This is a genomic window from Stenotrophomonas sp. 89682_Sma (assembly GCF_056481405.1).
The window spans coordinates 3610097-3626910 of record NZ_CM151147.1; the positions used below are offsets into that span (position 1 = coordinate 3610097).

Sequence of the window (16814 nt, forward strand, 5' to 3'; positions counted from 1 at the left end):
CGGGCCTCGGCCCGCCGTCGCTCTATCCGACGACCGGAACACCGACCATGTCCACGCCCCTGCTCTCGCTCTACCACCGGCTGCAACGCTGGCCTGCCGGCACCTGGCTGTTCTCGCGCGCGGTCTGCTTCAAGGCGCCCTACTTCGCCAGCATCGCCCCGCGCATCACGCGCCTGGAGCACGGCCGCTGCGAAGGCACACTGGCCGACCGCCGCAGGGTGCGCAACCACATCGGCACGGTGCACGCGATCGCGATGTGCAACCTGGCGGAACTGACCGCCGGACTGATGGTCGACGCGTCGCTGCCGAAGGGCATGCGCTGGATTCCGAAGGGCATGCAGGTGCAGTACCTGGCCAAGGCGCGCGGCACGCTGCAGGCGGTGGCGCTGCCGGCACAGCCGATTGTCGTCGCGGCCGAGGGCTATGCGCTGCCGGTGACGGTGAGCGTGCGCGACCGCGCGGGGACGGAAGTGTTCAGCGCGGTCATCGACATGTGGATGTCGCCGGCGAAGTAAGTTCCCGCGAACGGCGCAGCCCCTCGTGGGTGGGTCGCGAAATGCGGTTTATCGGCTGGGCCGGAGGGGTGGGGCCGGGCGGGGACGCCGCAAGTACGTCCGTGTAGGCTTAGCCGCGCCATCCATGGCGCGGATACCCCGCCCGGCCCCACCCCTCCGACCTCTGACAGATCTCTGTGGCGTCCACCCACGGAAGAGAAAAAGAAGAGCAAGAGCAAAAGCAAAAGCGGCCCTTCGGCCGCTTTTTTCATGCGCGCAGAACCCACGAGCGCAGCGACCCGCTGTTGCCCTTGATCTTCTTTTTCCTTCTCCGTGGGCTGGCCGCACACGGAACCTGTCAGGGGCCGGGCGGGTTGGGTTCGCGGGGGTGTCCGCGGCATGGATGCCGCGGCCAAGCCTACAGGGACGTACTTGCGGCGTCCCCCGCGAACCCAACCCGCCCGGCCAACCCCATGACAAGCATTCCGCGACCAACCCACGAGGGGCTGCGCCGTTGGCTGGAAACTACGCCACCGCGCGAAGAACCAACGCCAGGATCGCAGGCACCGCCTGGATCATGAAAATGCGGCGGCTCACGCTGTAGGCGCCATAGCACCCGGCCACCACCACGCAGGCCAGCGAGAACGTCACCAGCACCGGCTGCCCGATCACCAGCCCCACCACGATGCCTGCCGCCAGGAAGCCGTTGTACAGGCCCTGGTTGGCCGCCAGCACGCGCGTGGTCTCCGCTTTCTCCGGCGTGTTGCGGAACGTCTTCAAGCCCAGCGGGCGGGTCCACAGGAACATCTCCAGTGCCAGGAAATAGACGTGCAGAAGGGCGACCAGCAGCGTCAGGGCGAGTGCGATCCAGTACATGGGCGGTTCCTTGGACAGGTAAGGAGAATGGGGTCAGATTCCTTTACTCCTGGGAAAGGAATCTGACCCCGGAACATCAGCGGTCGCGCGGCAGCTTCTTTTCTTCGCGCAGCACGCCAAACGCGGCGGCGGTCATGCACGCGGCCACCAGCATGCCGCCGATGAACACCACATGCGAGCCGAACAATGACAGGCCCTTGTGCACCCAGGCAAAGCTCAGATCCGCACCGCGGTAGACCACGGTGTCGATGGCTGCGCCGGCCTTGTAGCGCCACTGGCGGTCCACGCGGGTGTAGATGGTTTCGCGGGCCGGCTTGGCCAGTGCGAACTCGCTTGCGCGGGTCATCACCTGCACCACCGCCACCAGCAGGGGCATCGGCGAAGCGGCCAGCACCGAGAAGCCGATCAGGATCGCGAAGCCGGGAATCAGCAGCGCCAGTGCGATCCCGTGGCGGGACAACAGCCAGCGGGTCAGGCCCAGCTGCATCAACAACGCCAGCGCATTCACTGCCAGGTCGATTCGCGAGAAGAACGCGGTGCTCGCTGCCGGGTCGGTGAACGCCGCACGCACGATGGCAGCCTGCTGGTTGTAGAGCAGCGTTCCCACGCCCACGCCGAACACCACCATGATCGCCAGCCAACGCAGCAGGGGTTCGCGAACGATCAGCTTGAGGCCATCGAGCACACTGCCGCCCATCGGTTTTTCGCCCGACACCAACTGCTGTTCCTGCTCACGAAGCACCGCCCAGTGCCGCAGCCTCCAGATGCTCAACAGGCAGATGGCAAGGAAACCGGCCGACACCAGCATCAGGTTGGCGATGCCCACACGCTGTACCAGCGCACTGGTGATGATCGGGCCGAGGAAGGCACCGATGGTGCCTGCCGCGCCAATGTATCCGTAGAAGGCCCGGGCCTGCGCATTGGAGAACACGTCGGCCATGAAGCTCCAGAACACCGCCACCGCGAACAGGTTGAAGACGGTGATCCAGAAGAAGAAGGCCATGCCACGGCCCGGCACGCCGCTGTCGAACATCATGTAGAAGCCAAGTAGGGTCACGATGAAGAAGCCATACACCGCCGGCAGGAACACCCGACGCGGGAAGCGGCTGACCAGCCAGCCGTAGACCGGCTGCAGCACCAGCATGATCACGAACACGCAGGAGAACAGGAACTGCAGCACGAAGTCTTTCAGCGCGATGCCGTGACTCTCGAACCAGGCAATCAGCACGGGCGGGAACACTGTTTCCAGGTCCGCGGAAGCCGCCATCGCCTCGCGCACCGGGCGCAGCACGTAGTAGCCGCTGAGCAGGCAGAAGAAGTACAGGAACGACCACCACAGCGCCGGTGACTCGCGCAGCGCCGCCGTCAGGCCCTGCAGCGGCCCTTTCCCCCGTACCGCACTCACGCGGTGTCCCTCGCCTGAAGACGGCGGTTGGACAGCGGCATGGCAGGCTCCGGGGGCGGGGAAGCGCGTACGTTATCCAATGCACTGCAACATCGCCAGCAGGTGACCGTTTGAAGGCTGCAACGCAGTGTCATGACCGGGCCCGGATGACACGTTCCGATACACGCTTCGGGGGCGTCAAAATTCCAACTTTTTCAACGAGATGCGCATTCATCTTCGCTTTGTTTGTGCACAGAGGAAAAGCGGCGCTAGAATCGCCATCAGCAGTCGCGCACGGGTCCAACCGATGAAAAAGAACAGCCTGCGTCGTCCGATCCGTTCGGCGGCCACCGGTTTGCTGGGCATGTTGATGCCTGTTGCCTTGTCCACCACCGCGCAGACCCCGCCACCGTTGCCACCGATGCCGGCCAACATCGAGTCCGCTGCGGCCTCCGCCGTCGCCCACACCCAACCGGCGGCCTACCGCACCGGCCTGGTCCCGCAGGTGCAGGCGCCCGCCGCAGGCTTCAACGTCGCCAACATCGAATCGATGGCGCAGCAGCTCACCTATGGCGAGCGCGTGCCAGGCATGGCCGTGGCCATCGTGCAGGGCGGCCGCATCCTCAGCGCGCGCGGCTATGGCGTCACTGACGTCAACAATCCGCTGCCGGTCGATGCGCACACCGTGTTCCGCCTGGCATCACTGTCCAAGGCGTTCGCCGGCACCATGGCCGGCCTGCTGGTCAACGACGGCACGCTGCGCTGGGACAGCAAGGTCACCGATTACGTGCCGGGCTTCCGTCTCAACTCGCCCGAAGCCACCGACCGCCTGACGGTGGCCGACGTGCTCAGCCATCGCGTCGGCCTGCCGTACAACGCCTACGACCGCGACATCGAAGGCAACGCCGAGTACTACTCGCTGACCCAGAAGCTGGCCAACACCAGCCTGAAGTGCCTGCCGGGCGACTGCTACGCCTACCAGAACGTGGCCTTCAGCCTGATCGGCGACGTTGTCTACGCCGCTTCCGGCAGCTTCTACGAACAGTCGGTCGAGCGCCGCATCTTCAAGCCGCTGGGCATGAACGATGCCAGCCTCGGCCTAGCCGGGATCCAGGCCAGCTCGCGCTGGGCGCGTCCCCACGTGCGCAGCCGCAATGGCTGGGTGTCGCTGACGCCGAAGCCGACCTACTACCGCGTCGCCCCGGCTGCCGGCGTCAATGCCAGCGCCAGCGACATGGCGCAGTGGCTGCTCGCCCACACCGGACACCGCCCTGACGTGCTGCCGGCGCCGCTGCTGGCCACCCTGCACTCCAGCCTGATCAACACCCCCGGTGAGATGCGTTCGGGCTGGCGCCGCGAGCGCCTGCATTCGGCCGGCTACGCACTGGGCTGGCGCACCTTCGACTATGCCGGCCACGACGTGGTGTTCCATGCCGGCGCCGTGCAGGGCTACCGCGGCCTGGTGGCATTGGTGCCGGAACGCGATCTCGGCATCGCCATCATGTGGAATGGCGAAAGCGGCCTGCCCAGCGGCCTGCTGCCGACCGTGCTCGATTCCGCACTCGGCCTGCCGGCACAGCGCTGGCTGGATGTGGACACCGACTTCGGCAGCGACAACCTGATGGCCGAAGGCGCAAGCCCGGCGCAGCAGGACAAGCGCAAGGGCAAGGGTGCCTCGAGCAACCGCGCGGTGGCGTCACCACGCTGATCTGGCGGGCTCGACGGTAAGCATGAAGGGCGGCCCATGGGTCGCCCTTTTCGTTTTTCCTGTAGAGCCGAGCCACGCTCGGCTGATTCAAGCAGTCGAGCATGGCTCGACTCTACCGATGCGAAAAGCAGCCGAGCATGGGCTCGGCTCTACAGCTCCGCAGCGCTAGTGCGCGAAGTAGTGCATGCCGCCGTCCACTGGAATCACCGCGCCGGTGATGTAGCCGGCCAGCGGCGAAGCCAGGAAGGCCACCAGCGGCGCCACCTCCTCCGGCTCGCCGAAGCGCCCGATCGGAATGTTGCGCGCAATGAATTCGTGTCGGCTTTCTTCGGTGGGATGCAGGCGGTCGAGGATCTGCGGGCTGTTGATCCGTCCCGGCGCGATTGCATTCACCGTGATGCCCTGCCCGGCCACTTCGGACGACAGGCCCTTGCTCCACAGATGCAGCGCCGCCTTCGCCGCCGTGGCCGCGTTCACCGCGCGCGGCTCCATCGAACCGCTGAAGTTGATCACCCGCCCCCATCCCTGCGCCTGCATCGCCGGCAGCAGTGCCTGGGTCAGCCGTCGTGCGGCAGAGAAGTTCAGGGCCAATGCCTCCTCCCAGATCGTATCGGCTGCATCAACGGTCGTTGGCCGCGAGCCGCCAGCTGCATTGACCAGGATGTCCACCCGCTGCAACGCCGCCAGTGCGGCGTCGGCGATGCGGCGCACGTCCCCAGCGTCGGTGACATCGCCCAGCAGGATGACCGGCGCGGGTGCGCCCGCCGCTTCGATCTCCGCCGCCAGCGCCTGCAGCGGTGCCTGCCGTCGTGACGAGATGGCGACACGCACGCCCTGCGCGGCCAGTTGCCTGGCGACAGCGGCACCGATGCCACTGCCCGCCCCGGTGACCAGCGCGGTGCGTCCCTCAAGGTTCAAATCCATGGTGTTCTCCTGTCAGCGCGGCCGGTGGATCCGGCCCGTGCGGTGCATGCTGTTTGATCACCCCTGATTGATAAACTCCGCACAGGTTTCAGCATTCAACACCCGGAGTGTCAGATGAACCTGCTGGAAAGCATGCAGGTCTACGTGCTGATCGTGGACAAGGGTAGCCTCAGCGCTGCGGCGGCAGCACTGGACATCTCCGCAACGATGGCCGGCAAGCACCTGCGTGCATTGGAGGCGCGGCTCGGCATGCAGTTGCTCAGTCGTACCACCCGGCGCCAGCACATGACGCCGTTCGGCGAGGACTACTACGCCCGCTGCAGGGAGATCCTGCGGCTGGTGGAGGAAACCGATGCGCAGGCCCAGCACCAGCACCTGGCACCGGCAGGCACGCTGCGCATCAGCGCGCCGGTGATCTTCGGCACGCATGCACTGCTGCCGGCGTTGGCCGATTACATGGCGTACTACCCCGACGTGCGTGTCGACGCGGTGCTGACCGACCGCGTCGTCAATCTCCCCGAAGAAGGTTTCGAAGCCGCCCTGCGAATCGGTACGCTGGCTGACAGCAGCGCGCTGGTCGCCCGTGCGCTGACACCCTATCGATTGATGATGTGCGCCTCGCCCGGATACCTCGCCCGGCACGGTACGCCTTCCGACCTGCAGGCACTTTCCCGGCACCAATGCCTGTCCTTCGAACCCAGCGCACTGGCGCAGTGGCTGCAGGCCGATGTTGGCAGGCTCGACCATGTGCCCACAGGTCGCCTGCAGATCAACAACGGCGAAGCGCTGCGTACGGCGGCGCTGCATGGGCTGGGCATCGTGCTGCAATCGGCACTGCTGCTGGCTGCCGACGTCGAAGCCGGGCGCCTGGTGCAGCTGTTCCCGGAGCATGGCCAGACCGGCCGGCCGATGCACGTGGTCTATGCCCACGACCGCTACCACTCGACCCGCCTGCGCAGCTTCATCGATTTCCTGATGGAGCGCTTTCCACCGGCGCCGCACCGCTAGCGTCAACTATCGGAAAGGCAGTCGAGCATGGCTCGACGCTGCAAATGGCCCCATAAAAAAACCCCCTCCCCGCTGGGCAGCCAGGGAAGGGGGTTTCAGGATGCGGCTATCGGGAAGTACTTAGATCAGCGGCGCCGGGGTTGCCGGCAGAGCGACCGGAGCGGCCTTCTTCTTGCGGGCGGCCGGCTTGCGCTTGGCAACCTTCTTCGCTGCCTTCTTCGGGGCAGCATTCTTGGTGGCCTTCTTCGCGGTCTTCTTTACTGCCTTCTTGGCAGTCTTCTTGACGGCCTTCTTGGCAGTCGCCTTCTTCGCGACCTTCTTGGCAGGCTTGCGGGCCGTTGCCTTCTTGGCAGTCTTCTTGGTGGCCTTCTTGGCTACCTTCTTGACGGCCTTCTTCGCGGTCTTCTTGACGGCCTTCTTGGCAGTGGACTTCTTGGCTACCTTCTTTGCCGCCTTCTTCACTGCCTTCTTCGCAGTGGTCTTCTTGGCGACCTTCTTCGCAGCCTTCTTCACTGCCTTCTTGGCGGTCGCCTTCTTCGCGACCTTCTTCACTGCCTTCTTGGCAGCGGCCTTCTTCGCGACCTTCTTCACCGCTTTCTTGGCGGCGGGCTTCTTCTTCGCAGCTTTCTTGGTTGCCATGGGATGGCTCCTCGTCAGTGATAGGGAGTTGAAACGCCCAGGTGGATCAAACCCGCGGATGCTGCGTGCGGGGACCGCCGGCGCGTCAGGCGCGCCGTTACGGATACGGCAATGCCCGCCTCGATCGGCGGAGCGGGCATCGGAACGGGAGGTGCCTTGCATTTCTCCGGGGGAAGCGGGGCCATGTCCACCGTCATCAGGGTCGCGGTGGTCTTGAAGGGGCTGCTTCGCATCGGACGATTGATTCTGCGCACTCGGTTGGGCAGGCAAGGTCTGCTGAGGCGAAACCTAATCACGGTTTTTTTTACTGTCAACAACCCCCGCGAAAAATTTTCACATCCGCGCCATCCACGGTGTTGCCTGCACGGTCGCCACGCTCCGCCTTCGACGACCACCAAAGCGCCACGCACGCACGTTACCTGCAACGACAACGACGCAAGCGTTGAACAAAAAGCACTTGAAATAAGCACTCCGCGCAGATGCATGCATGTTGGCGGCCACTGCATGCTCGCATCGCCAGCAGCGGTCGCCGCCCCCACCAACGCCAGCACAACGGCACCGCAACGGGGGGCGAAAAGTTTTCACATCCGGACGCGTCGGTGCGGGGTGGAAACGCGGATTTGCGCAAAACTGCGCACGCCCCTCGGTACCGTTCGCGGGTCTGCTGATGCCGCGTCGAGGGCGCGCAGCAAACCCTGCGTCATGAGCCGACGTACTCGCCAAAACAAAAACGGCCACCCGAAGGTGGCCGTTGCAGAACCCGGAAACGACGACTCAGTGGTCGTCGTTCTCCAGGGCTTCGGCGTACGCGTCCGGGTCCAGCAGCTCGTTGACCTCTTCAGCGTTGGTCAGTTCGACCACGAACATCCAGCCTTCGCCGTAGGCATCTTCGTTGATGGTTTCCGGCTTGTCGGACAGGGCCGAGTTGACCTCGACGACCTTGCCGCTGATCGGGCTGTAGACGTCCGAGGCGGCCTTCACCGACTCGACTACGGCGATCTGTTCGCCGGCCTTGGCGTCGGCGCCGACTTCCGGCAGTTCGACGTAGACCAGGTCACCCAGCAGGCCCTGGGCGTGGTCGGAAATACCGACGGTGACGCGGCCATTGCCTTCGACACGGGCCCACTCATGGGACTTGAGGAACTTGAGGTCGCCGGGGATCTCGCTCATGGGACTGCTCCAGAGATATGCAGGGGTGGAAAAAACGGGGCTAGTGTAACCAACCGGCCGCCACTGCTGTCAGTGACGACCGGCATGTTCGGATCAGGCGTCGGCGAGCACGCCGGGCTGGGCCTGGCCTTCGCGCACGAACGGGAACTTGACCACGCGCACCGGCACCTGCCGGCCGCGGATGTCGACGGTGACTTCGCCGAGTTCACCGGCCGGTACACGGGCGAAGGCGATGCCCTTGGCCAGGGTCGGCGAGAAGGTGCCGGACAGGATCTCGCCCTGGCCACCCGCGGTGGTCACCGCCTGGCCGTGGCGCAGCACGCCCTTCTCGTCCATCACCAGGCCGATCATCTGGCGTGCGGTGCCGGCAGCCTTCTGCGCTTCCAGCACGTCGCGGCCGATGAAGTCGCGGCCTTCGTCCAGCGACACCGTCCAGGCCAGCGCCGCTTCATACGGGCTGATCTCTTCGTCCATGTCCTGGCCGTACAGGTTCATGCCGGCTTCCAGGCGCAGGGTGTCGCGCGCGCCGAGGCCGGCCGGCTTCACGCCCGCCGCCAGCAGACGGTTCCAGAACGCGACCACGGCATCCTGCGGCAGCAGGATTTCGAAGCCGTCTTCGCCGGTGTAACCGGTGCGGGCGACGAACAGCTCGACGCCGTCGTCGGACTGCACCTGCAGGGCGGCGAAGCGGCCCAGCTTGGTCAGCGCCTCGCGCTCGGATTCGCGGGCCAGGCCGATCACGATCCCGCGCGCCTGCGGGCCCTGCACGGCCAGGATGGCCAGGTCCGGGCGCTGCTCGACGCTGACGCCGAACGGCGCGGCCTGCTCGCGCAGCCAGGCCAGGTCCTTTTCGCGGGTGGAGGCGTTGACCACCATGCGGAAGAAATCGTCGCCCAGGTAGTAGACGATCAGGTCGTCGATGACGCCGCCGCGCGGATTCAGCATGCACGAGTACAGCGCCTTGCCCGGCACCTTCAGCTTGTCGACCGAGTTGGCCAGCAGGCGGCGCAGGAACGGCTTGACCTGGTCACCGCGCAGGTCGACCACGGTCATGTGGCTGACGTCGAACACACCCGACTCGCGACGCACCAGGTGGTGCTCGTCCAGCTGCGAGCCGTAGTGGATGGGCATGTCCCAACCCCCGAAATCGACCATCTTGGCGCCAAGGGCGCGGTGGGTATCGTTGAGCAGCGTCTTCTGGGTCATGACCGGGTCCGGCAGCAGAGGAAACAAGAATCCCCATTATCCCAGATCGGTCGCCCGCAGGTCGCGCCGCAGCGCAGTGGGGGATGTTGGCCGGCCTGCGGCCGGCGGGCGCTTTCTACAAGCCAGAGCGCAAAGCGCAAAGCCGAAGCGTGTCGGCTCTGGGTTCTTTCGGCTTGGTCGGAGCGGCGTGGGCACGCGGGGGACGCCGTAAACCCATCCCTGGGGGCTTGGCCGCGGCATCCATGCCGCGGACACCCCCGCGCGCCCACGCTGCCCCTCCCTTCCGGAGTTCCCGGTGACGGGACGGAAGGCAAGAGCGGTTGTGGATATCGCTACATATAAGGAGAGGGGTGGGATTTCTTTTCCTGCGGAAAAGAAATCCCACCCCGGCCATGACCCGCGAGCGCAGCGACCGGCTTTTGCTTCTCGCTTTTATTTCTTTTCCGTGGGCTGGACGCGCACGGAAACCGTCAGAGGTCGGGCGGGTTGGGTTCGCGGGACCGTTGGCGCCATGGATGGCGCCATCGAGCCCCCATGGATGGGTTGTGGTGGTCCAGTATTTTTGGACACTCCCAAAGGGAGTTCAGGCCACCTGCTCTTCACAAAGCGCAGGTGGCACAAGGCCGTTGGCACTGTGTAGCCGACGGTGGTTGTACCAGTCCACGAACTGCTCGATGTCTGCTGCCGCCTCCTGTCGAGTAGGGTATTTGGAGTAAAGCCATTCCCCTTTGAGGGTGGCGAAAACCCGTTCCACCACCGCGTTGTCCCAGCAGTTGCCCTTCCGGCTCATGCTCTGGGTGATGCCGTTGTCACGCAGGATTTCGGCCATGGCATGGCTGGTGTACTGCCGACCTTGATCCGAGTGGAAAAGTAGTCGCCCGTTGGGACGACGCTGTTTCAGCGCCCCGCGCAGGGCTCTGACGGCCAGCCAGGCATCCCCTTCGTGAGAGTGGGCCCAGCCCACGATCCGGCGGGCAAACAGATCCACCACGATGGCCAGATAGAGCCAGCCTTGCTGGGTCGGGATGTAGGTGATATCCCCTGCCCAGACCTGGTTGGGGGCCGCCGGGTTGAATTGGCGTTCCAACACGTTGGGCGCCGTCAGTGCCTGCGGCCCAAGGCTGTGGTACTTGTGCCGCCGGTGCTGTCGCGCCCTGACACCGGCTCGGCGCATCAGCGTCCGGGCGCGGTAGCGCCCCATGGGTAGGCCGCGGTTGGTCAGCTCCCTGGCCATCTTGCGAGAGCCACAGCTCCCCCGATGGGACTGATGAATGCGACGAACCAGATCAACCTGGGCCAGCAGCGCCCGGTCAATCCGGGGCTCCCGGTGCAGCCAGGCGTAGTAGCTGCTACGGGGATAGTCCATCAACTGACACACCAACCGGATCGGAGCGACCTTCCCCAATTCCTGGATCACCTGTTCCGGTGATCGCTGTCCCGAATGAAGAAGGCGATGGATTTTTTTAGCAGGTCGCGCTCCTCCTTGAGCCTGCGATTCTGGGCCTCCAGCTCGGCGATTCTGACTTGGGCATCCACGGGCGGTGCCTCGGCCTGAGGGTCATGCTTCCGACGCCATTGCTCGATCCAGCGCCTCAGCGCCGTCGGGCCGACATCCATCAGCTGGCAGACGTCCCTGACTGTCTGCCCCTCCACAACGACAAGGCGAACCGCCTCATCCCTCATGCCCTGAGTGATCTGTTTTGCCATGGGTCTACCTCGATGCTCGAAATTGATCCTATCGAGTGTCCAAGTTGATTAGACCACCACAGGTTTACGGCGTGTCCCGCGAACCCAACCCGCCCGGCCTAACGAGCTGCTGCTTTCAGCGACCAACCCACGAGGGGCTGCGCCGTTGGCTGAAACCCTAGGCCACCGCTTCGACCACCAGCGTGCTGCCCTGCACCGCCACCACCCGCACCAGGCTGCCGGCCTGCAGTTCCGGCCCACTGACCTGCCAGTACGCATCATCGATGCTGACCCGGCCCTGCCCGCCGATGATGCCCTGCTGCAATGGCACCACCCGTCCGACCAGCTGCTCGGCGCGGCGGTTGAGCAACGGTGCATCGCTGGGTCGCGCCCTTGCCTTGCCCCAGCGCCGGTAGCACTGGATCGAGACCACGCTCAGCACGACGAAGGCAACGACCTGCCACAGCAATGGAATGCCGCTGAACACGGCCACCAGCACGAACACGGCGGCCGCGCCGATGCCGATCCACAGCATGAACGCGCCCGGCGCCAGTGCCTCGGCGGCGAACAGCAGCAATGCCAACGCGCCCCAGCCCACGACTTCCCAGCGCATGTCAGCCTCCAATCGGCGGCGGCCGCTTGCCCGCAGCCTTGGTGTTCTGGTCGCCCAGTGCCTGCTTGGCCAGTTCGGCCACGCCGGCGATCGAACCGATCACGCCGCTGGCCTCCATCGGCATCAGCACCAGCTTCTGGTTCGGCGAGCTGGCCAGCTCCTTGAACGCTTCCACGTACTTCTGGGCAACAAAGTAGTTGATCGCCTGCACGTCGCCTTCGGCAATCGCCGCCGACACCACCTTGGTCGCCATCGCTTCGGCTTCGGCCAGGCGCTCACGCGCCTCGGCGTCGCGGAACGCGGCTTCGCGCCGGCCTTCGGCCTCGAGCACGGTGGCCTGCTTCTCGCCATCGGCACGCAGGATCTCCGACTGCCGCGAGCCTTCGGCTTCCAGAATCTGCGCGCGCTTCTCGCGCTCGGCCTTCATCTGCCGCGCCATCGCATCCAGCAGGTCGCGCGGTGGCTGGATGTCGCGGATCTCGATGCGGTTGACCTTCACGCCCCACGGGTTGGTGGCATGGTCGACCACGCTCAGCAGCTGGGCGTTGATCACCTCGCGCTGGCTGAGCGATTCATCCAGGTCCATCGAACCGATCACGGTACGGATGTTGGTCTGCACCAGGGCGATCATCGCCACTTCCAGATTGGCTACCTCATAGGCCGCCTTGGCCGCGTCCAGCACCTGGAAGAACACCACGCCGTCCACGCGTACGGCAGCGTTGTCCTTGGTGATCACTTCCTGGCTGGGCACGTCCAGCACCTGCTCCATCATGTTCACCTTGCGCCCGACCCCGTACACGATCGGGATCAGGAAGTGCAGGCCGGGGGTCATGGTGTGCGTGTAGCGCCCGAAGCGCTCGACGGTCCATTCGTATCCCTGCGGCACCATCCGCACCGCCTTGAACAGGATCACCACGGCCACGAAGGCCAGTACCACGGTAAAGAACATGGTCGGGAACATGGCGCTTTCCTTATCTATGGCGTCCAGGCCCCAGCATAGCGCGTGAGGGCGGCCTACACAGCGGCCGCTACCAGGGCACGCGCCGGCGCAGGATGTCGGTGAACATCACCCAGTCGCCCATGAACGAGTACAGCGGATGCTGGAATGTCGCCGGACGGTTCTTCTCGAAAAAGAAATGACCGACCCAGGCGAAGCCGTAACCACAGAACAGTGCGGCAAGCACCAGGATGGCTTGCCCGCGCAGGATCGCCGCCGCAACCAGCAGCAGCACCCCGCAGCTGCCGATGAAGTGCAGGCGGCGCGACGCCGGGTGGCGGTGCTCGCTGAGGTAGAACGGATAGAACTCGCGGAAGCTGGCGAAGCGGGACATGCGCGTGCTCCGGGGACCAGGGGCGCCCCCATCATGCACCTTCCGGGAAGAGATCGCTGCCCTTGTAGAGCCGAGCCATGCTCGGCTAGCTGTGATCTCTCTGTACGTTGTTCATCCGGGACATCTTTGGAAAATGGTGGTTACCACACCGTTCCAGCCCCCAAAGAGCCCGGATGAACAATCATAAAAATGCCCGTTTGACGACGTTTAGTCGAGCGCTTCTGGTCCACCGTATCCTCCACGAGGGCTTACGCCCGGAAGAAGCAGCTCAAGCGTGTGGCGTAAGTGTGCGTACGGCCTACAAGTGGCTGGCCCGATTCCGCCAGTTCGGGGCACCGGGGCTGGAAAACCGCAGCTCACGGCCTCACCAGACGCCGCATGCCACACCTGCTCCGGTAGTCGAGCAGATCAAGGAGCATCGCCGTAAGCGGCAGACCTACCTGACCATCTCCAAGGCGCTGGGGGTCGGCCACAGTACGATTTCAAGGCTGATGCGCGCCCACGGCCTCAATCGGCTGTGTCGGCTTGATCCGCCCAAGGAGGTCATCCGATACGAATACGATCAGCCCGGAGGGCTGCTGCACCTGGACATCAAGAAGCTGGGCAACTTCCAGCGGCCAGGGCACAGAACCGATGCCAAACGCCGGGGAAATACCGCTGGCGGTGGCTGGGGCTACGTCCACGTGGCCATTGACGATCACTCCCGGGTCGCCTTCAGCAGCGTCCACCCCAACGAACAGGGCGAAACCGCCTGCCAGGCGTTGCTGGGCGCTCTGGAGTACTACGCCAGCCTGGGAATCACCTTCAAGCGGATCCTGACCGACAACGGTGCCTGCTATCGCTCCACCGCCTTTGCCACGCTGCTCAAATCCCTTGGGATCAAGCACATCAGAACCAAGCCCTACACGCCGCGGACCAATGGCAAAGCCGAGCGCTTCATCCAGACCAGCCTGCGCGAGTGGGCTTACGCCTGCGAGTACGCATCCTCGGACCAGCGCAATTCCGTGTTGAGCCAATGGCTGCACCACTACAACTGGCACCGTCCCCATATGGCGATCGGCGGCCAGCCACCTATCTCCAGAGTGCCGCTGAACAACGTAGTGGGTTTACACAGCTAGCGCATGCCAGCGCGGCCGGAAGGAAGAGCAGCCGGGCATGGCTCGGCTCTACACTGATGAGGTGCGCGGCCCGAACATGATCACCGCCATGCCGGCCAGGCACAGGGCGGCGCCGAACAGGTCCCAGCGGCTGGGACGGATGCCATCGACCAGCCACAGCCAGAACAGCGCGGTGCCGATGTAGACGCCACCGTAGGCCGCATAGACCCGGCCGCTGGCGGTCGGGTGCAGGGTCAGCAGCCAGGCGAACAGCGCCAGGCTGGCGGCCGCCGGCAGCAGCAGCCAGATGCTGCCGCCCTTGCGCAGCCACAGCCACGGCAGGTAGCAGCCGACGATCTCGGCCAGCGCGGTCAGCAGGAACAGGCCGAGTGTCTTCACGCTTTCTCCGCTGCCTTGGCGTGCTGCCACAGCGCTTCCTGCGCATCCAGGTCCATCGCGGCCAACGCCTCACCCTGCGCGTCGGCCTGCGCTTCCATCGCACGGAAGCGACGTTCGAACTTGTGGTTGGCCCCGCGCAGCGCGGCACCCAGGTCGATATCGGCGTGACGGGCGAGGTTGGCGCAGACGAACAGCAGGTCACCCAGCTCTTCCTGCAGGCGCGCCTTGTTGCCGGCGATGTCGCCGCGCTCGAACTCTTCGCGCAGTTCCTGCAGTTCCTCGGCCGCCTTGTCCAGCACCGGCAGCGGGCCTGGCCAGTCGAAGCCGACCTTGGCCGCCCGCGACTGCAGCTTCACTGCCCGCTGCCATTCCGGCAGCCCGCGCGAGATGCCGGCCAGCGCGGAGGTGTCCTGCTCGCCCTTGGCGGCGCGCTCGGCGCGCTTGATCGCCTCCCAGTTACGCATCACCCCGTCGGCATCATCGACGCTGACCTCGGCGAACACGTGCGGGTGGCGGCGCTGCATCTTGTTGCTGATCGCGCGGGCCACGTCTGCGAAGGCGAAGCTGCCCTGCTCTTCGGCCATGCGCGCATGGAACACCACCTGCAGCAGCAGATCGCCCAGTTCATCGCAAAGATCATCGAGATCGCCGCGATCGATCGCATCGGCCACCTCGTAGGCTTCCTCGATGGTGTATGGTGCGATGGTTGCGAAGTTCTGCTCCAGGTCCCAAGGGCAGCCGCCCTGCGGGTCGCGCAGGCGCGCCATGATCGCCAGCAGGCGCTCCAGCTCATGGGTGGCGGCGCTGCCGGTGGTGGGGGTGTCGTGCGCGCTCATGCGGCCTCCAGGGTCAGTCGGACAACCAGTCGCGCCATGGCAGGCTGGTATCACCAAGGGCAATGAAATCGCCGTTCAACAGGGTTTCGCGGCGGTTGTAACGGAACGGCTTGCCGGTCGCGGCCGACAGCACGGCGCCGCCGGCGGCATGCAGCACGCACTGGCCGGCAGCGGTATCCCATTCGGAGGTCGGGCCCAGCCGCGGGTAGACATCCAGGCCGCCTTCGGCGATCCGGCAGAATTTCAGCGACGAGCCCTGCGCGATGGTCTCGATGCGGCCCATGCGCGCCAGCAGCGCCTCGGTTTCCGGCGAACGGTGCGAGCGGCTGGCGGCGACGCGCAGCGGGGCGGTGGCCGGCGTGCGGGTGCGCAGCACGGTGTCGTGCAGGCCCTGCCGGCGATAGGCCAGCTCGCCACGCATGGCATGCCAGACGATACCGGTGACCGGGGCCAGCACCACGCCGAAGGCAGGTGCGCCCTGGTAGATCAGGGCAATGTTGACGCTGAACTCGCCATTGCGCTTGACGAACTCGCGGGTGCCGTCGAGCGGATCAACCAGCCAGTACGCGCCCCAGTGGCGCCGCTGCTCCCACCCCACCTGCGCCGATTCCTCGGACAGGATCGGCAGGTCCGGAGTCAGCTGCTGCAGGCCCTGCTCGATCACGAGGTTGGCGGCCAGGTCGGCGGCGGTAACCGGGCTGTTGTCATCCTTGATCTGCACCTCGAACCCATCGGCATACACCTGCATGATGGCTTGTCCGGCTTCCTGGGCGATGGCGATGGCGGTCTCGCGCAGGTCCGTGGTCAGTTTGATCATCGCGTTCCCTGCAGCCACTGGCGCGCGATGAACAGCGCCGCCAGCGAGCGTCCCTCGGAGAAGTCCTCGCGCAGCATCAGCTGGTCCAGTTCGGCCAGCTTCCACGGCACCACTTCCAGTTCTTCCGGCTCGTCACCGGCCAGCTTTTCCGGATACAGGTCACGTGCCACCACCAGCCACGACTGGTGGCTCATATAGGTCGGGGCAAGGGTCATTGCGCGCAGCACGTCGACCCGGCGCGCACCGTAACCGGCTTCTTCCTTCAGCTCGCGGTCGGCGGCCTGCTCGGGGGTTTCGCCGCCGTCGATCCGGCCCTTGACCAGGCCCAGTTCGTAGCGGTGCATGCCGGCGGCGTATTCACGTACCAGCAGCACGGTCTCGTCATCCAGCATCGGCACCACCACCACCGCGCCGTGGCCACGGCTGACCAGGCGCTCGAAGCGGCGGCGTTCGCCGTTGGAGAACTCCAGGTCCAGGTGCTGGCGCTGGAAGGGGCCGTTCTCCTCATCGGTGATCCGATGGATGATCGGCAAGCGACGGCCGGCACGGTCATCGTTCATGCGGAATCTCCGCGGCGGCCGGCGCCAGCGCCGGGGCCGATAGAATGTGCAGGCAGCAACATGTTC

Annotated in this window: 19 protein-coding genes; 4 read left to right on the forward strand and 15 right to left on the reverse strand. The window is 65.5% G+C overall.

What is annotated here, in order from left to right; all coding sequences use genetic code 11:
- Positions 1–47 precede the first annotated feature (47 nt).
- Complete coding sequence (locus tag ACZK29_RS16755) at positions 48–515, forward strand: hotdog fold domain-containing protein (RefSeq protein WP_111204766.1); 468 nt, start codon at positions 48–50, stop codon at positions 513–515.
- 504 nt (positions 516–1019) lie between these two features.
- On the opposite strand, the gene ACZK29_RS16760 is transcribed toward ACZK29_RS16755, so the two are convergent.
- Together ACZK29_RS16760 and ACZK29_RS16765 are read right to left on the reverse strand one after the other, a co-directional pair.
- Positions 1020–1370, reverse strand: a complete 351-nt coding sequence (locus ACZK29_RS16760; RefSeq protein WP_478446265.1) for a DUF1304 domain-containing protein — start codon at positions 1368–1370, stop codon at positions 1020–1022.
- Positions 1371–1446: 76 nt separating this feature from the next.
- Positions 1447–2775: an NTP/NDP exchange transporter gene (locus ACZK29_RS16765; protein ID WP_478446266.1), complete on the reverse strand. Its 1329-nt coding sequence runs from the start codon at positions 2773–2775 to the stop codon at positions 1447–1449.
- A gap of 286 nt (positions 2776–3061) precedes the next feature.
- On the opposite strand from ACZK29_RS16765, the gene ACZK29_RS16770 reads away from it, so the two are divergent.
- Positions 3062–4462: a serine hydrolase domain-containing protein gene (locus ACZK29_RS16770; RefSeq protein ID WP_111110837.1), complete on the forward strand. Its 1401-nt coding sequence runs from the start codon at positions 3062–3064 to the stop codon at positions 4460–4462.
- A 165-nt stretch (positions 4463–4627) separates the two neighbouring features.
- On the opposite strand, the gene ACZK29_RS16775 is transcribed toward ACZK29_RS16770, so the two are convergent.
- Positions 4628–5386, reverse strand: a complete 759-nt coding sequence (locus ACZK29_RS16775; RefSeq protein WP_478446267.1) for an SDR family NAD(P)-dependent oxidoreductase — start codon at positions 5384–5386, stop codon at positions 4628–4630.
- Between the two features lie 114 nt (positions 5387–5500).
- Between ACZK29_RS16775 and ACZK29_RS16780 the strand changes: the two genes are divergently transcribed.
- Positions 5501–6394 carry a LysR substrate-binding domain-containing protein gene (locus ACZK29_RS16780; protein WP_459048393.1) on the forward strand — a complete coding sequence of 298 codons (894 nt, stop codon included), beginning with the start codon at positions 5501–5503 and terminating at the stop codon, positions 6392–6394.
- Between the two features lie 120 nt (positions 6395–6514).
- Here ACZK29_RS16780 and ACZK29_RS16785 read toward each other — a convergent pair whose 3' ends face one another.
- The 8 genes from ACZK29_RS16785 to ACZK29_RS16820 all read right to left on the reverse strand — a co-directional run bounded on the left by ACZK29_RS16785 (position 6515) and on the right by ACZK29_RS16820 (position 13039).
- Positions 6515–7195: a histone gene (locus ACZK29_RS16785; RefSeq protein WP_478446268.1), complete on the reverse strand. Its 681-nt coding sequence runs from the start codon at positions 7193–7195 to the stop codon at positions 6515–6517.
- A gap of 612 nt (positions 7196–7807) precedes the next feature.
- Complete coding sequence (gene gcvH, locus ACZK29_RS16790) at positions 7808–8203, reverse strand: glycine cleavage system protein GcvH (protein WP_005410701.1); 396 nt, start codon at positions 8201–8203, stop codon at positions 7808–7810.
- Positions 8204–8296: 93 nt separating this feature from the next.
- A complete protein-coding gene (gene gcvT / locus ACZK29_RS16795; protein ID WP_106551335.1) occupies positions 8297–9409 on the reverse strand; it encodes a glycine cleavage system aminomethyltransferase GcvT in 1113 nt (370 codons plus the stop codon).
- Positions 9410–9992: 583 nt separating this feature from the next.
- Entirely contained in the window at positions 9993–10826 is an 834-nt protein-coding gene (locus tag ACZK29_RS16800; RefSeq protein WP_459048440.1) for an IS3 family transposase, read from the reverse strand.
- Positions 10823–11116 carry a transposase gene (locus ACZK29_RS16805; RefSeq protein ID WP_019338990.1) on the reverse strand — a complete coding sequence of 98 codons (294 nt, stop codon included), beginning with the start codon at positions 11114–11116 and terminating at the stop codon, positions 10823–10825. The genes ACZK29_RS16800 and ACZK29_RS16805 overlap by 4 nt, the downstream gene beginning before the upstream one ends.
- 157 nt (positions 11117–11273) lie before the next feature.
- Positions 11274–11708, reverse strand: a complete 435-nt coding sequence (locus tag ACZK29_RS16810) for an NfeD family protein (RefSeq protein ID WP_043399171.1) — start codon at positions 11706–11708, stop codon at positions 11274–11276.
- Position 11709: 1 nt separating this feature from the next.
- Complete coding sequence (locus ACZK29_RS16815; protein ID WP_106551036.1) at positions 11710–12669, reverse strand: SPFH domain-containing protein; 960 nt, start codon at positions 12667–12669, stop codon at positions 11710–11712.
- 67 nt (positions 12670–12736) lie between these two features.
- Positions 12737–13039: an Mpo1-like protein gene (locus tag ACZK29_RS16820; protein WP_478446269.1), complete on the reverse strand. Its 303-nt coding sequence runs from the start codon at positions 13037–13039 to the stop codon at positions 12737–12739.
- A gap of 173 nt (positions 13040–13212) precedes the next feature.
- On the opposite strand from ACZK29_RS16820, the gene ACZK29_RS16825 reads away from it, so the two are divergent.
- A complete protein-coding gene (locus tag ACZK29_RS16825) occupies positions 13213–14157 on the forward strand; it encodes an IS481-like element ISStma3 family transposase (protein ID WP_478446270.1) in 945 nt (314 codons plus the stop codon).
- A gap of 48 nt (positions 14158–14205) precedes the next feature.
- Here the strand turns inward: ACZK29_RS16825 and ACZK29_RS16830 are convergent, their stop codons facing one another.
- Genes ACZK29_RS16830 through nudE form a run of 4 tightly spaced genes read right to left on the reverse strand, consistent with a single transcriptional unit; the run spans position 14206 to position 16748 of the window.
- Complete coding sequence (locus tag ACZK29_RS16830) at positions 14206–14535, reverse strand: YnfA family protein (protein WP_010482716.1); 330 nt, start codon at positions 14533–14535, stop codon at positions 14206–14208.
- Entirely contained in the window at positions 14532–15371 is an 840-nt protein-coding gene (mazG, locus tag ACZK29_RS16835) for a nucleoside triphosphate pyrophosphohydrolase (protein WP_111203653.1), read from the reverse strand. Before mazG ends, ACZK29_RS16830 begins: the two co-directional genes overlap by 4 nt.
- Before the next feature lie 13 nt (positions 15372–15384).
- Positions 15385–16188 carry a 3'(2'),5'-bisphosphate nucleotidase CysQ gene (gene cysQ, locus ACZK29_RS16840; RefSeq protein ID WP_099552045.1) on the reverse strand — a complete coding sequence of 268 codons (804 nt, stop codon included), beginning with the start codon at positions 16186–16188 and terminating at the stop codon, positions 15385–15387.
- Positions 16185–16748, reverse strand: a complete 564-nt coding sequence (nudE, locus tag ACZK29_RS16845) for an ADP compounds hydrolase NudE (protein WP_111203652.1) — start codon at positions 16746–16748, stop codon at positions 16185–16187. Before nudE ends, cysQ begins: the two co-directional genes overlap by 4 nt.
- Between the last annotated feature and the right edge of the window lie 66 nt (positions 16749–16814).